Source organism: Christiangramia flava JLT2011, assembly GCF_001951155.1.
GTDB classification, from domain to species: domain Bacteria; phylum Bacteroidota; class Bacteroidia; order Flavobacteriales; family Flavobacteriaceae; genus Christiangramia; species Christiangramia flava.
This window is the reverse complement of record NZ_CP016359.1, coordinates 279208-292481: the sequence shown is the minus strand read 5'-3', so window position 1 is coordinate 292481 and position 13274 is coordinate 279208. Positions and strand designations below refer to the sequence as shown.

Genomic DNA, 13274 nt, shown 5'->3' with positions numbered 1-13274 from the left:
TTTCGTAAATTTGGGAAAAGCTGTTTCATGATATTTTCAAAGAGCATTCGTTTCTTAATAGCCATCTTTTTATTCGCAACTATTGTTAGTTACGCCCAGCAAACTTCAGTAATGATCAGGGCAAAAGCGAAGGATGCAAAATTCATAGGAAGTTCCATTGGCGGGGCTAAAATCATAGTTTCTGATGCTCAAACGGGAGTCATTCTGGCAGAAGGTATTACTTCAGGAAGTACTGGAAATACTGATTTGATTATGAAAACTGCTCATGAACGAGGGCAGTCGCTTTCCGAAGAATCTACAGCCGGTTTTCTGGCCACCCTGGATCTGGAAACACCAGTTTTGGCACAGATCGATGTGTATGCTCCCTGGAATAAAAAACAGGCACAAGTCCATGCTTCAACGCAGACCTGGATTCTTCCGGGAAAAGATATCTTAGGCGACGGAATTATCGTGGAAATTCCCGGTTTTGTAATAGATATTCTGGCACCTCAAACTCATGAACGTCTCGCATCCGAAGTATTCGAAGTGAAGGCCAATATCGTTATGGTGTGCGGCTGTCCCGTGGAAGAAAACGGACTCTGGAATGCATCAAATTACCAGATTCGTGCCGTTGCGCTACAGGACGGAAAAAAGGTCAAAGAAATCGATTTGCAACAAACCGAAAAATCGAGCACCTTTTCAGGAGATATGCAACTGGAAAAAGGGCTGTACGAAATCCAGGTTTATGCTTTTGATCCTGAAACGGGTAATACAGGCCTGGACCGTACCAATATCATTATAAATTAACCTAGACCAGCCCCAGGCTTTCAATAGTTCTGAGTACTCCGTTTTCGTTATTGTCAAATTCGGTAATGAATTTGCTCACTTCCTTGATTTCAGGATGCGCATTTTTCATGGCATAACTATGATGGGCTACCTGCATCATTTCCAGATCATTCAGATAATCTCCAAACACCAGGGTTTCCTCTGGTGAAATGTTCAGTTCTTTCTGAATCCCCTTAATCGCGTCCCCTTTATTGGCATCATGTGCGGTGATATCAATAAAGATCTTAGCGGCGATCGCCACTTTAAAACGGTCGGTATAATTAACAAAATGAGGAAAAGTGTGATCCTCCACTCCATTAAAGTTGCAGAGCGTCACCTTCAGAATAGTATCGTTGACCTGTGTTAGATCGTCAACAATTTCCAGTCTTTCATAAAATTTAGAAACTTCATCGATAAATTCCTGATCGCGTGTTTCGATGTAGGCCGAATTTTTTCCGCAGAGAACCAGATAGGTTTCATCCAGTTTTCGCCCCATCTCAATAAAACCAATAGCCGAATCTCTTTCAATTGGGTTCACGTAGAGTTCTTTACCCTGGTAGGAAACAAACGTTCCGTTTTCGGCAAAGAACATGATGCGATTCTTGATCCTGTCAAATTTCGCTTCCAAATTATAGAATTGACGACCGCTTGCGATGGCAAACAATACGCCTTTGCCGGTTAGTTCTTCTTCAATTTTCCAGAAATCAGGATGTAGTTCATGCTGGTCATTCAGCAGGGTTCCATCCATATCGGTCACTATCAGTTTTATCATCGCAATTTTTTTGAAAGGGGCAAAGGTAGCACTTGTAACAGCATCTAAGTTTAATTTCTCCTTAAATCTTCAGGTGAATGGAACTTGCTGAAAGATTAGCTGCTGAATGAGGGAAAACTTAAAATAATCAAAGTTATTTTGGAAAGTTCGGGAGGTAAAAGGGAAATACCGGATAAGACAGCTCACCCGGTATTGAAATATTTAAAAGATCATTGCGTCTACAATTCCGCCAACGATCGCCAGGATAATAGCCAGCCAAAGTGAAGGCCAGAAACCGTGAGTTTTAAAATCACTGCTCAACTTATCGGCTATTTCAATAATGATCGCGTAGGCGATAACGCGAGTAATAAAGCCGAGACCCAAAAAATAAAAAAGTCCTAGGGTAGCGATGTTTAAAATGGCCGTTAGCAGCCAGCTTAACAGAAAACTGAGCACGCCAATAATAAGCGCTACAATGATTGCCGATTTGAATCCTTTCAATTCCACGCTGGTCATCATTTTTGCTGCGATCAGCAAAACTACGGCATCGATCACCACGTGGATAAGCCACTGAATCATAATTTATTGGTTTTGAATTGTTAGTCGCTACTCAAGATACTAAAAAACTCTTTCAGTTTTTACTTTTCAATCGGGCTTTGAGTGTAGTGGGTTTTTTATTCAGTGCGATTTCCCAGAGAGCCTTGAAATTGGCTAGTTTCTCTCGTTGTTTCAGGCGATATTCGGTTTGATAAGCCCTTTGATCGGCTGCAAAACCGATATAATTAAGGTCCAGATGGTTTGCAATGAAAAGAGCCCGGGGCAGGTGAAATGCCTGAGTTACCACTACGGCATCATTCACCTGGAATAATTTCCCGGCACGGTACATACTGTCATAGGTGTCCAGCCCGGCATGATCGGTTTTAATTAGTGCCTTGGGAATGCCATTTTCCTGCAGGTAATTAACCATCGCGGAAACTTCGTTATAATCTTCAGAGCGATGGTCCCCGGTGACCAGGAAGTTTTTTACTTTGCCTCGTTTGTATAGTTTAATGGCAGTATCAACGCGGTCCTTCAGGATGGGAGAAAGGTCACCATTTGCGTGAACGCTGGCTCCTAAAATGATCACGGTGGTCCTGGAAGGAACCTCATTGAAATCCCTGAAAATGCTTGAAGAGGTCTCTTTCAGAAAAATGCTTTCCAGTCCCAGTACAGCGAAAATGACCATCACTAGCCCAATCACTAAAAAAATGATCAATTTCTTAAGGCGTTTCATAATCCAGGCCATTTACCCATCGAAGATAAATATAAATATTCAATGTATCGAGAGAATTTATGTACTAACGAATGCGAAAATGCAGCTATTGTCTACCTTTGTGGAAACTTCAGCGTATGAGTATCGATGCATTGAAATGGCGCTATGCCACCAAGAAGTTTGACGCTTCCAGGATTCTCCCAGAAGAGAAAATCAATATTCTCAAACATACTTTTAATCTTACCGCCACTTCTTATGGGTTACAGCCGCTGAAAATGGTGGTGATCTCCAATAAAGAACTGCAGGCACGTTTAAAAGCCAGTTCCTTTAACCAGAAACAGGTAGATACCGCGTCTCATTTACTGGTTATTTGTATTGAAGCTCGGGTAGATGAAGATTTTATCCGGAATTACTTTCAGCGGGTGAAGCATATTCGGAATGTTTCTGATGAAATTCTGAAGCCTTTTCGGGAATTTTTAGTAGATGATTTCAATTCAAAAGCCAAGAAGGAGATCGAAGCCTGGGCTATCAATCAGGCATACCTGGCCTTGGGAACTTTGCTCACCGTTTGTGCTGCTGAAGAGATCGATGCCTGCCCTATGGAAGGTTTTGAGCCTAATGAGTATGATCAAATCCTGAATCTTTCGGAAAAGAACTTACAATCAGTACTCGTGCTTCCGGTAGGCTATCGTGCCGAGGATGACGAATTTTCCGGTTTTAAGAAGGTACGCCGACCACTCGATGAGGTCATCATCGATATCGACTAGTAATTGACGTATTCTGTAATTTCCAGTCCGTAACCAACCATTCCCACGCGTTTAGTGTGTTCGCTGTTAGAGAGCAGCTTGATTTTATGAATTTCAAGATCGTGAAGGATCTGCGCGCCAATTCCGAAGTCTTTAGCATCCATTTTAACGGGCGGTGCTTTCATTTCACCTTTTTTCTGACCTTCTTTTAATTCTGATAGTCGGTTAAGCATATTTCCCGACTGGTTTGCCGGGTTGATGAACACAATGGCCCCGCGCCCTTCTTCATTGATCGCGCGGAACATTCCGTCAAGCTTTTTATCAGCATCATTGGTAAGTGTTCCCAAAATATCATTATTCACCTGCGTGCTGTTCATGCGAACCAGAACCTCTTCATTTGGGCTCCAGCTGCCTTTGGTTAACGCAATATGCACCTGGGAATTGGTGGTTTGCTTATACGCACGCAGCCTGAAATCTCCAAACCTCGTCTGGATATGAAAATCTTCTTCCTTGCTGATCAATGAATCATGCTGCATTCTGTATGCCACCAGGTCTTCAATAGATACCACTTTCAGGTCAAAGCGCTTGGCCACTTCCAGTAATTGTGGGAGTCGAGCCATGGTTCCGTCTTCGTTCATAATCTCTACAATCACGCCTGCAGGAGCAAAGCCGGCCAGCCGGGCAAAATCGATGGCAGCTTCGGTGTGACCGGTACGTCGAAGAACTCCGCCTTCTTTTGCTTTTAAGGGAAAAATATGCCCGGGACGGTTAAGGTCGTGAGGTTTTGTGTCGTTATCGATGAGCGCCTGAATAGTCCTGGCGCGATCTGCTGCAGAAATCCCGGTAGTGACACCTTTTCCGCGAAGGTCAACAGAAATGGTAAAAGCCGTCTCCATGGGGTCGGTATTATTACCAACCATCATTTGCAGTTTCAGCTCTTCGCAACGCGCCTCGGTAAGAGGCGTACAAATGAGCCCGCGACCATGAGTGGCCATAAAATTGATCATTTCCGGGGTGACCTTTTCCGCAGCTGCCAGAAAATCTCCTTCATTTTCACGATCAATATCATCTACCACAATGATCACTTTTCCCTCACGGATGTCATCGATCGCGTCTTTAATAGAGTCTAATTTGATAGCATATTGATTGCTGCTCTTCACCTCGGCCATAATATCACGTTTATGGCGCAAAGATATTTATTCTGAATCACTTTTGGACTTCCCGAACTTACCTTTTTTGAAGAGTCTTCGGAAGGCGTCACTGATATCGCCGAAAATGAATAGGCCCTGATCGGTTGTGGCGCGGTAGGTTAAAAATATACCCAGCGGAAGCATGATCCAGGTAGAAAGCCAGGTAGCTACAAACGGACTGATACTTCCGTCTTCCGCGGAGTTTTTTGCAAAAATCCCGATGAAGTGATAAGTTAAGAACAGAACGATCGCTACGACCATAGGCAGTCCCATTCCTCCTTTGCGGATGATCGCACCAAGCGGCGCACCTACGAAGAACAAAACGATGCAGGCTATGGAAAGCACATATTTTTCGTGCAGCGCGATCTCAAATTTATTCAGCTGTTTGGTGGAATTCTTGAATTCCTGTTTTTTCATAGACAGGTGAGCCTTCGCGGAGTTGATCGTACCCAGTGCCAGGTTTGCGATCTGCGCTCCGTCGTACGCATTGAACTGGTCTAAAACCGAATTCCCAATAGCCACCGTCGTGTCTTTAGGTTTAAAATTTCGGGTGATGGTTCGAAGCCCGGAGCGGCTGTACATATTTTCCCGGAACTGATCCATTCGAGTATTATAGGCGACGGAAAAAGAATCGATGCTTTCTCGAAGTTCTGAAGCTTTTAGCATCCCGTCTGTATTGCTGTAAGACTCGTCTTCCAGGTCCACATTATTGAAATTGGAAAGATCGATATTGATCACATATTCATCGAAATAACTTTTCATGAAGGGTTTGCGGGCACGCTTGGAGTAGTCACTCTGCATGATCTCATCGTAATAATTTCCTTCGTTCAGGATGAGGGATAACACATCAGAATTGGTGCTTCCCGCCAGTTCCCCGCTTTTCGCCTTGATGACCGTGTGATTTCCACCATTGGGGCTTTTCTTATGAATGATCACATCAGTTAAGTAGCGATCGTTTTCGCCGCTTTTTTTCGCCACTTTGATATTGAAATCACCGAGGTCGTTGAAAACCCCTTCCGTAATCGCCATGGCGGGTTTGAGCTGAGCGATATTTTTCCGAAGATTGATCGATTTGAATTCTGCTGCCGGGATCACATTGTTAGCAAAAAAGTACGCAACGAGGCTAACAAATACTATAAAAACCGTTAAACCGCGCATGGCCCTTTGGAGGGAAATCCCGGAAGATTTCATGGCGGCGAATTCATAATTTTCCGCAAAAGCCCCAAAAACCATAATGGAAGAGACCAAAATGGTTAACGGCAACACCAGCGGCACCAGCTTTGGGGAGAAGTAGAGGAGAAATTTTAGGATCACCTCTACGTCCAGGTCTTTCCCTGCGAGTTCACCAATGTACAGCCAGATCGTCTGGAGTACAAAAATGAACATGAGGATGATAAAGACCGAAAAGAATGTTTTTAAAAAACTGGTTAGTATGTACCGGTCGAGGATCTTCAATTTAATCTAAACGATTGATGTAGTAACTGCTGTACCTGTTCTCGTCAAAAGTAAACAGATTTTTCGCAAGAGGCTGGTTCGTCTTGAAGCTTTTTACAGTTATCGTGATCTTAGTACCATTATCCTGTGTTTGGATAAGGTTGTAAATGTGCTTGGTTTGTGTATCGATACCCAACAAAATGTTCTTGATCTCGGCATTACTGTCTTTAGGAGTCAGCTTTACGTACTGGATTTCACGGCCTTTTACGTTTTGCTTAATATCCATCTGGTAGTTATATCCATCCTGGTAAAAAGTAAACATTTTTGAAGGTGTAATGCTGTTTCCATCTTCTTCGGAATAACTGGAAATATTGATCTCTTCGTCTTCCGGGATGATGGTATAGATCTTCTGCCCGTCAAAAAGCTGGGTGGTTCCCATCAAATTCAGGACATATCTGTTGCCCTTGATGCTTACATCTCCTCGGGTTTCCTGGTTGATGTTTTCTGCGGTATTATCCAGGGAGTATTTAAAATCTATGACCATATTGTCATAAGCCTGAACTTTACTGGTCACTTCTTTCAACAATTTCTCAGCTTGCTGGGAACTTTGGGCCTGTACATTGATGGCCATGATAGCGGCCAAGATCAAAACTAACTTTTTCATTTCTTTTTAATTGTTTGGTTCTTCATTTAAAAGCTGGTCCAGAGCCGCCAGATCTGTTACTAATACCTGCCTGGCCTTACTCCCTTCAAAAGGTCCTACTATGCCAGCCGCTTCGAGTTGGTCTATGATTCTACCCGCACGGTTGTAACCCAGTTTCAGTTTTCTTTGTAGAAGTGATGCCGATCCCTGCTGGGCGGTGACGATCACTTCTGCGGCTTCACGAAACAGCTTATCTCGTTCGCTCACATCTATATCAACTCCTGTGCCACTTTCCTCACTTTCATACTCCGGAAGAAGGTGCGCATCGGGATAGGCTTTTTGAGAACCGATGAATTCGGTGATTTTATCTACTTCGGGCGTATCCACAAAGGCACATTGCAATCTTTTAAGTTCATTTCCCTGGGTGAAAAGCATGTCCCCACGGCCAATAAGCTGGTCGGCTCCCTGACTGTCAAGAATGGTTCTGGAATCGATCTTCGAAGTTACCCGGAAAGCCACACGCGCCGGGAAGTTCGCTTTGATGATACCTGTGATGACATTTACCGAAGGTCGCTGCGTGGCAATGATCAGGTGGATCCCAATGGCTCTCGCCAGCTGCGCCAGTCTGGCAATTGGGGTTTCTACTTCTTTTCCTGCCGTCATGATCAGGTCAGCAAACTCATCGACCACCAACACGATATAGGGTAGGAATTTATGGCCGTCGTTCGGATTTAGTTTTCGGGCCTTGAACTTGGTGTTGTACTCCTTGATGTTACGGCACATGGCATTTTTCAGCAGCTCGTAACGCTCATCCATTTCGATACAGAGGGAATTCAGCGTATTGATCACCTTGGTATTATCAGTAATGATCGCCTCTTCGGAATTTGGCAATTTTGCGAGGTAATGCCTTTCGATCTTATTGAATAGCGTCAATTCCACCTTTTTCGGATCTACCAGCACAAATTTCACCTCTGCCGGATGTTTACAATATAAAAGAGAGGTAAGGATGGCATTCAATCCAACTGATTTACCCTGTCCCGTTGCCCCGGCCATGAGCAGGTGAGGCATTTTTGCGAGATCTACTACGAAGGTTTCATTAGAAATGGTCTTTCCTAGTGCCATTGGCAATTCCATTTCCGCATTTTGAAATTTAGGCGAAGCGATCACCGATCTCATGGAAACGATCGTCGCATTTTTATTCGGTACTTCGATACCAATAGTTCCTCTACCCGGAATTGGCGCAATGATCCTGATCCCCAAAGCGGAAAGGGAAAGCGCGATATCGTCTTCCAGGTTCTTGATCTTGGAAATTCGGATACCAGCCTCGGGTACGATCTCGTACAGTGTCACTGTAGGTCCAACCGTGGCCTTGATCTGGGCAATATCGATCTTGTAATTCTTCAAAGTCTCGACGATCCGATTCTTATTTTCCTCCAGTTCTTCCTGGTTGATCGTAATGCCGCCGCCATAATCTTTTAATAATTCTACGGTGGGAAATTTATAATTTTTAAGCTCGAGCGTTGGGTCAAATTCACCAAAATCACGAACCAGTTTTCGGCTAAGATTGTCTTCTTCCTCTTCTTCCGGGGCAGCCTCCACTTCCATCGAAACATCTTCTTCATCCTGCGGTGGGATCTTGACCTTTGGCTGCGGTTTGGGCTGTGGCGTCTCCACTTTAGGCTGGGAAAGCTCTACTTCCGGTGCTTTTTCTTCAGGCTGGTGTTTCAGGGTTTCTTCTTTCCAGTCTATCTCTTCATCGGTTTCTGAAATGCTGGTTGCCTGCTCCTCTCTTTCGAAAGCATCCTGAAGTTCTTTTTTTCCGGATTTGAAATAATGGCCAACAAGTTCCGGAGTGATCTTCAGTCGAACAACCAGGTAGACGATCAGCAGAAAGGTGAGCAATAAAGCGGTTCCGAAGAAGCCTAGATAATCCTGAAGAAAATCATTGGTTTCAAAACCAATTCTTCCACCCAGCAGGGAATATGAATCAGCAAAAAATCCTAAAAAAACAGAAATCCAGATCATCACCAGAATGCCCCAGAACCAGAATTTTCGAAGATTGCTGCTATTTCTTCCGAAGAATAAATAGATGCCGGTAAGAAACACCAGGAAGGCGATGGTGAAACTGGCGACTCCAAAACCTTTATAGATGAAAAAATCGCTCACGGTTGCACCAAATTTGCTGAGCCAGTTCCTGGCTTCCACGCTTCGATTTCCAAATTCGTTGAGTGTGCTCTGATCTGCCTGCCAGTTAAACAAAAAGCTTACGAAGGCGACGATAAGGGCCAGGCCAAAAAGCATGAGGAAACTTCCTAAAACCACTTTCTGTTGCCGGTCCAGTTTCAGAGAAAATTTACGGGATTTCTTAGCGGTTTTTCTGGTTTTCGCTTTCTTTTTAGCCATAGAGGGATTGGAGATTTCGGCAAAAATACAAATTAGCCTTTTTCAAATTAAGTAAAAAAAACTTCAATTTGAAAAGTTGTTCATTTTTCAGAAGCGAACGCCCTAAAATGGGATTTATTCTTTTCTGAAGTTGAGAATCCTAAAATTTCTTCTGAAGAGGCGATCAGGAAAGGTAAGGGTAGTAGATCAGTACGGCGATAATCACGGCAATGATGGCTGCGATGAAGACTGCGCCGGCAGCGACATCTTTAATATGGCCAATCTTAGTATGAAAATCTGGATGCACAAAATCTGCAATGGCTTCGACAGCGGTGTTCAGGCCTTCTGCGCTCATGACCATGCCAATGGCAAAGAACTGGAAGATCCATTCTGTTCTGGAGATATCGAAATAAAAACCGGCGATACACACCAGGATCGAGATAACGAATTGTACCTGAATGCTGGGTTCGTGCCGTAGCAAGAGCCAGGCACCTTTCATTGCATATCCACCTCCTCTGATTCTTTTTCCGAGGAAAGAGTTCTTCATTATAACAGCGTTTTGAGGGCCGAAAGATAATCGGGCTCCTGGCCGATATCTTCCACCTGCTGGGAATAGACCACGTGCCCATTCTCATCAAGTACGAGGACTGCGCGGGACAAAAGGCCTTCCATTGGGCCGTCTATCATTTCCACGCCATAATCCTTGCCGAAATTTCGGTCCCTAAAATCTGATAAATTTACGACATTATCAAGCCCTTCATCGTCTACAAATCTTTTTTGGGCAAAAGGCAGGTCTCTGGAAACGCACAAAACCACGGTATTCTTCAAGTCGGTAGCGCGCTGGTTAAAGTTTCTCACCGAGGTGGCACAAACGCCGGTATCGATGCTCGGGAAAATATTCATGATGAGTCGCTTGCCTTTATAGTCTTCCAGGGTCGCGGTGCTGAGATCAGCTTTCAGTAATTCAAAATGTGGTGCTTTTTCATCTAGAGCCGGTAAACTTCCATACGTCGTGACCTTCTGGTCTCCAAGGTTAATCTTCGCCATTACAACTTTTTTTGAGTTTTATAAATTTAGAAGATTGTCCATGGGTTATTACTAAAATTATCATAAAACAACAAGGGCCGTTTCCCAATGAAACGGCCCTTGTTTTTGGCGTTCTTAAAAAAGCTTACCGGTCTATGGAACCTAAAACTTTTTTAGCGAAATGATTGGGAGCGTCTTTTTCCGGCACCCCGTCTTCAATCATTTTATGTACTTCTACAGCGCCACAAAGATTGGTGATAAGCTCTCCAATCACATCCATCTGCTCCTCAGTCACCGAACGGTGTTCCGTGAAATTTTCAAGCACTTCGATGGTGTTTTCAAGCTTTACCGAATCGTTGTTCTTCTGCAGGTGCTTAATTACTGGTAACTTCATCCACTAAGTTTTTTAGCTGGTCAAACTTGTTGGTTTGAACCTGATTTTTAAAACTTCCATTTTGAAATGTAGCGAATGTTGGCAGGTTGTCTACGGTTGCCAGTTTTCTGGACTCCGGATATTTTTCAGCATCTACCATAACGAATTTCGCGTTCTCATTTTCGGTAGCCAGTTTCTTGAACTTCGGCTTCATCAAACGGCAGTTTCCGCACCATCCGGCCATGTACTGAACAACGACCGTATCATTTCCGCTAACAATTTCGCTTAAGTTATCTTGATCTAATTCGTGAATCATAGCAATTGATTTCCCTTGTTGATAATTAGTTTAAGCTTAAATAGCTGGCTACACCGTCACGGTCAGCCTTCATAGCATCTTTTCCTTCTTCCCAGTTTGCAGGACAAACTTCTCCTTTTTCCTGAACGTGCGTATAGGCATCTACCAGTCTCAGGAATTCAGCAACGTTTCTTCCTAGTGGCATGTGGTTGATCCCTTCGTGGAAAACAGTTCCTTCTTCATCGATCAGGTACGTGGCGCGGTACGTTACGTTATCACCTTCCACAGTGTATGCACCGGTCTCCTCGTCGTAAGATTCGTTCATGATATCCAAAATTCCAAGACGATTGCTCAGGTTTCTGTTCGAATCTGCAAGGATCGGGTAGGTCACACCTTCAATACCTCCGTTGTCTTTTGGAGTATTTAACCAGGCAAAATGCACTTCAGGCGTGTCACAGGAAGCACCGATCACCATCACGTTTCTTTTTTCAAATTCCTCAAGGGCACTTTGAAAAGCGTGAAGTTCAGTAGGGCAAACAAAGGTGAAGTCTTTTGGGTACCAGAAAAGCAAAACTTTCTTGTTGTTTTTCTGAGCTTCTTCCAAAACATTGATTTTGAAAGTATCTCCCATTTCGTTCATCGCATCTACGCTAAGATTTGGAAATTTTTTTCCGACTAAAGCCATATAAATTAGGTTATTTTAAGGTTTAACTTGTTCTTTTTTGGAGGTGCAAATTTACGGCAGATTCCCCGTTTTCAAAATCTGGAAAATTTTAAAAGTTTATTCTGTGATAAGTTTTAATTATCAGAAAGAAAATCGATCATAATTTCTCCTTATTCTGAAGCAGTTAGAGAAATTGAAATCAGAAAGAATACAGCGAAAATCCTAGTTTTTGCTAACCAGCGTCCTGATTTTAATATTCAGCGCCGCAAATAATAAGGTCATAAACGGACTCAGATAATTGAAGAAAGCATAGCCCGCATACGAAAGCGTTGGGACACCCAGCACACCGCTATGATAAGCGCCGCAGGTATTCCATGGTATCAAGACGGAGGTGACCGTACCGGAGTCTTCCAGTGAACGGCTCAGATTTTCTGGCGCAAGACCTTTGTCTTTATAAGCTTTGGCGAACATTTTACCCGGAACCACGATGGCCAGGTATTGATCTGAAGCCGTCACGTTCAGCGCCAGGCAGCTGAAAACCGTACTGGCAAAAAGGCCAAATGTGGTATGGAAAAGGTTCAGCAATGCGGTGCTGATCCTTGACAGCGCTCCGATGGCTTCCATAATGCCGCCGAAAACCATGGCGCAAAGAATCAACCAGATGGTTCCAAGCATCCCGGCCATTCCGCTGGAAGCAAAAAGATCGTTTAAGGCTTCAGAATCGGTTTCGATCGCGGTGTCTACCGTGATTGCGTTCATAATTCCCTTATAACCACTGATGAAATTCAGCTCTTCGGAACCGCTGATGCTTTGCACAATTTCGGGTTGCAGGATCAGCGCAGCAATAGCACCGAGCAAGGTTCCAACCAGGAGTGCTACCAAAGGCGAAGTTTTTTTGACGATCAGGAAAATCACGATGACCGGTACGATGAACAGCCAGGGGCTGATGTTGAATGAAGCGTCTATCGCGTTCAGAATGGAAGAAGTATCGGTCGTTCCCTCCGTATCGATATTCAGACCAATGATCACAAAAGCGAGTATGGTGATCGTAATGGTTGGTACGGTGGTGATCGCCATGTATTTGATATGAGTAAAAAGATCGGTCCCGGCCATGGCGGGAGCCAGATTGGTAGTATCGCTCAGTGGTGACATCTTATCTCCAAAATAAGCTCCGGAAAGTATGGCTCCTGCTGTCATTCCCAAGGATATATCCAGTGCGTTGGCAATCCCTATCAACGCAATTCCCACGGTTGCTGAAGTGGTCCAGCTGCTTCCTGTAGCCACTGAAATGATGGAACAGATCACGACCGTTGCCGCCAGGAATATGGTAGGGTTCAGAATTTGTAGACCATAATAAATCATGGTGGGGATGATCCCGCTGATAAGCCAGGTGCCGGCAAGTGCACCTACCATGAGTAAGATCAAAATGGCGCCGGCGGTACTGTGAATGTTATTCGCTACTTCGTTGATCATATCGTCAAATTTGATCTTATTGAAATAGCCAACGATCGCGGCCACCGCTCCGCCCATAAGCAGAATAAACTGATTGGAACCACTCAGCGCGTCATCGCCAAAAACGTAGACGTTAAAAGCCAACATTCCAATAAGCGCGAAAACGGGAATAAGGGCTTCCCAGATATTGAGCTCTCTGTTCTGGATTATCGGTTCGTTTTCAGGATTCGCAGTAGAGTTTTCCATGTATTTCTATTTCAGG

The 13274-nt window shown here is 44.0% G+C and carries 15 protein-coding genes; 2 read left to right on the top strand and 13 right to left on the bottom strand.

Going from position 1 to position 13274, the window contains the following annotated elements:
- Positions 1 to 27 precede the first annotated feature (27 nt).
- Positions 28 to 786, top strand: coding sequence for a hypothetical protein (locus GRFL_RS01200; RefSeq protein WP_083642743.1), 759 nt, complete (start codon positions 28 to 30; stop codon positions 784 to 786).
- A 1-nt stretch (position 787) separates the two neighbouring features.
- Here the strand turns inward: GRFL_RS01200 and GRFL_RS01195 are convergent, their stop codons facing one another.
- From GRFL_RS01195 to GRFL_RS01185, 3 genes are all read right to left on the bottom strand, one after another.
- Positions 788 to 1576, bottom strand: coding sequence for an HAD family hydrolase (locus GRFL_RS01195; protein WP_083642741.1), 789 nt, complete (start codon positions 1574 to 1576; stop codon positions 788 to 790).
- A gap of 201 nt (positions 1577 to 1777) precedes the next feature.
- Positions 1778 to 2134 carry a phage holin family protein gene (locus GRFL_RS01190; RefSeq protein WP_083642740.1) on the bottom strand — a complete coding sequence of 119 codons (357 nt, stop codon included), beginning with the start codon at positions 2132 to 2134 and terminating at the stop codon, positions 1778 to 1780.
- Between the two features lie 52 nt (positions 2135 to 2186).
- On the bottom strand, positions 2187 to 2828 hold the full coding sequence (locus tag GRFL_RS01185; RefSeq protein WP_083645908.1) for a SanA/YdcF family protein: 642 nt from the start codon (positions 2826 to 2828) through the stop codon (positions 2187 to 2189).
- Between the two features lie 116 nt (positions 2829 to 2944).
- Here GRFL_RS01185 and GRFL_RS01180 point away from each other — a divergent pair, with 116 nt between their 5' ends.
- Positions 2945 to 3574 carry an NAD(P)H-dependent oxidoreductase gene (locus GRFL_RS01180; RefSeq protein ID WP_083642738.1) on the top strand — a complete coding sequence of 210 codons (630 nt, stop codon included), beginning with the start codon at positions 2945 to 2947 and terminating at the stop codon, positions 3572 to 3574.
- On the opposite strand, the gene ribB is transcribed toward GRFL_RS01180, so the two are convergent.
- The 10 genes from ribB to nhaC form a co-directional block, all read right to left on the bottom strand.
- Complete coding sequence (gene ribB, locus GRFL_RS01175; RefSeq protein ID WP_083642737.1) at positions 3571 to 4722, bottom strand: 3,4-dihydroxy-2-butanone-4-phosphate synthase; 1152 nt, start codon at positions 4720 to 4722, stop codon at positions 3571 to 3573. The genes GRFL_RS01180 and ribB overlap by 4 nt on opposite strands.
- A gap of 27 nt (positions 4723 to 4749) precedes the next feature.
- Positions 4750 to 6198, bottom strand: a complete 1449-nt coding sequence (locus tag GRFL_RS01170) for an LptF/LptG family permease (RefSeq protein ID WP_083642735.1) — start codon at positions 6196 to 6198, stop codon at positions 4750 to 4752.
- 1 nt (position 6199) lies between these two features.
- Positions 6200 to 6841 carry an outer membrane lipoprotein periplasmic chaperone LolA1 gene (gene lolA1, locus GRFL_RS01165; RefSeq protein ID WP_083642734.1) on the bottom strand — a complete coding sequence of 214 codons (642 nt, stop codon included), beginning with the start codon at positions 6839 to 6841 and terminating at the stop codon, positions 6200 to 6202.
- 6 nt (positions 6842 to 6847) lie between these two features.
- On the bottom strand, positions 6848 to 9223 hold the full coding sequence (locus GRFL_RS01160; protein ID WP_083642732.1) for a DNA translocase FtsK: 2376 nt from the start codon (positions 9221 to 9223) through the stop codon (positions 6848 to 6850).
- A 163-nt stretch (positions 9224 to 9386) separates the two neighbouring features.
- Positions 9387 to 9749 carry a diacylglycerol kinase family protein gene (locus GRFL_RS01155; protein ID WP_083642731.1) on the bottom strand — a complete coding sequence of 121 codons (363 nt, stop codon included), beginning with the start codon at positions 9747 to 9749 and terminating at the stop codon, positions 9387 to 9389.
- Positions 9749 to 10249 (bottom strand): thiol peroxidase, encoded by a 501-nt coding sequence (tpx, locus tag GRFL_RS01150; protein WP_083642729.1) that lies wholly within the window; start codon positions 10247 to 10249, stop codon positions 9749 to 9751. The genes GRFL_RS01155 and tpx overlap by 1 nt, the downstream gene beginning before the upstream one ends.
- Before the next feature lie 124 nt (positions 10250 to 10373).
- Positions 10374 to 10622, bottom strand: coding sequence for a DUF6952 family protein (locus tag GRFL_RS01145; protein WP_083642728.1), 249 nt, complete (start codon positions 10620 to 10622; stop codon positions 10374 to 10376).
- Positions 10603 to 10917, bottom strand: a complete 315-nt coding sequence (locus GRFL_RS01140) for a thioredoxin family protein (RefSeq protein ID WP_083642726.1) — start codon at positions 10915 to 10917, stop codon at positions 10603 to 10605. Before GRFL_RS01140 ends, GRFL_RS01145 begins: the two co-directional genes overlap by 20 nt.
- A gap of 25 nt (positions 10918 to 10942) precedes the next feature.
- The gene (locus GRFL_RS01135; RefSeq protein ID WP_083642725.1) at positions 10943 to 11581 is read right to left on the bottom strand and encodes a peroxiredoxin; all 639 of its coding nucleotides are present in this window, start codon (positions 11579 to 11581) and stop codon (positions 10943 to 10945) included.
- A gap of 201 nt (positions 11582 to 11782) precedes the next feature.
- Positions 11783 to 13258, bottom strand: coding sequence for a Na+/H+ antiporter NhaC (gene nhaC / locus GRFL_RS01130; protein ID WP_083642723.1), 1476 nt, complete (start codon positions 13256 to 13258; stop codon positions 11783 to 11785).
- Positions 13259 to 13274: the final 16 nt, after the last annotated feature.

Bases quoted from the DNA above. Each gene is read 5' to 3' on its own strand.
- GRFL_RS01135 (WP_083642725.1), bottom strand. From the start codon at position 11,581: ATGGCTTTAGTCGGAAAAAAATTTCCAAATCTTAGCGTAGATGCGATG.
- nhaC (WP_083642723.1), bottom strand. From the start codon at position 13,258: ATGGAAAACTCTACTGCGAATCCTGAAAACGAACCGATAATCCAGAAC.
- ribB (WP_083642737.1), bottom strand. From the start codon at position 4,722: ATGGCCGAGGTGAAGAGCAGCAATCAATATGCTATCAAATTAGACTCT.
- GRFL_RS01145 (WP_083642728.1), bottom strand. From the start codon at position 10,622: ATGAAGTTACCAGTAATTAAGCACCTGCAGAAGAACAACGATTCGGTA.
- GRFL_RS01200 (WP_083642743.1), top strand. From the start codon at position 28: ATGATATTTTCAAAGAGCATTCGTTTCTTAATAGCCATCTTTTTATTC.
- GRFL_RS01160 (WP_083642732.1), bottom strand. From the start codon at position 9,223: ATGGCTAAAAAGAAAGCGAAAACCAGAAAAACCGCTAAGAAATCCCGT.
- GRFL_RS01190 (WP_083642740.1), bottom strand. From the start codon at position 2,134: ATGATTCAGTGGCTTATCCACGTGGTGATCGATGCCGTAGTTTTGCTG.
- tpx (WP_083642729.1), bottom strand. From the start codon at position 10,249: ATGGCGAAGATTAACCTTGGAGACCAGAAGGTCACGACGTATGGAAGT.
- GRFL_RS01180 (WP_083642738.1), top strand. From the start codon at position 2,945: ATGAGTATCGATGCATTGAAATGGCGCTATGCCACCAAGAAGTTTGAC.
- GRFL_RS01140 (WP_083642726.1), bottom strand. From the start codon at position 10,917: ATGATTCACGAATTAGATCAAGATAACTTAAGCGAAATTGTTAGCGGA.
- GRFL_RS01195 (WP_083642741.1), bottom strand. From the start codon at position 1,576: ATGATAAAACTGATAGTGACCGATATGGATGGAACCCTGCTGAATGAC.
- GRFL_RS01155 (WP_083642731.1), bottom strand. From the start codon at position 9,749: ATGAAGAACTCTTTCCTCGGAAAAAGAATCAGAGGAGGTGGATATGCA.
- GRFL_RS01185 (WP_083645908.1), bottom strand. From the start codon at position 2,828: ATGAAACGCCTTAAGAAATTGATCATTTTTTTAGTGATTGGGCTAGTG.
- lolA1 (WP_083642734.1), bottom strand. From the start codon at position 6,841: ATGAAAAAGTTAGTTTTGATCTTGGCCGCTATCATGGCCATCAATGTA.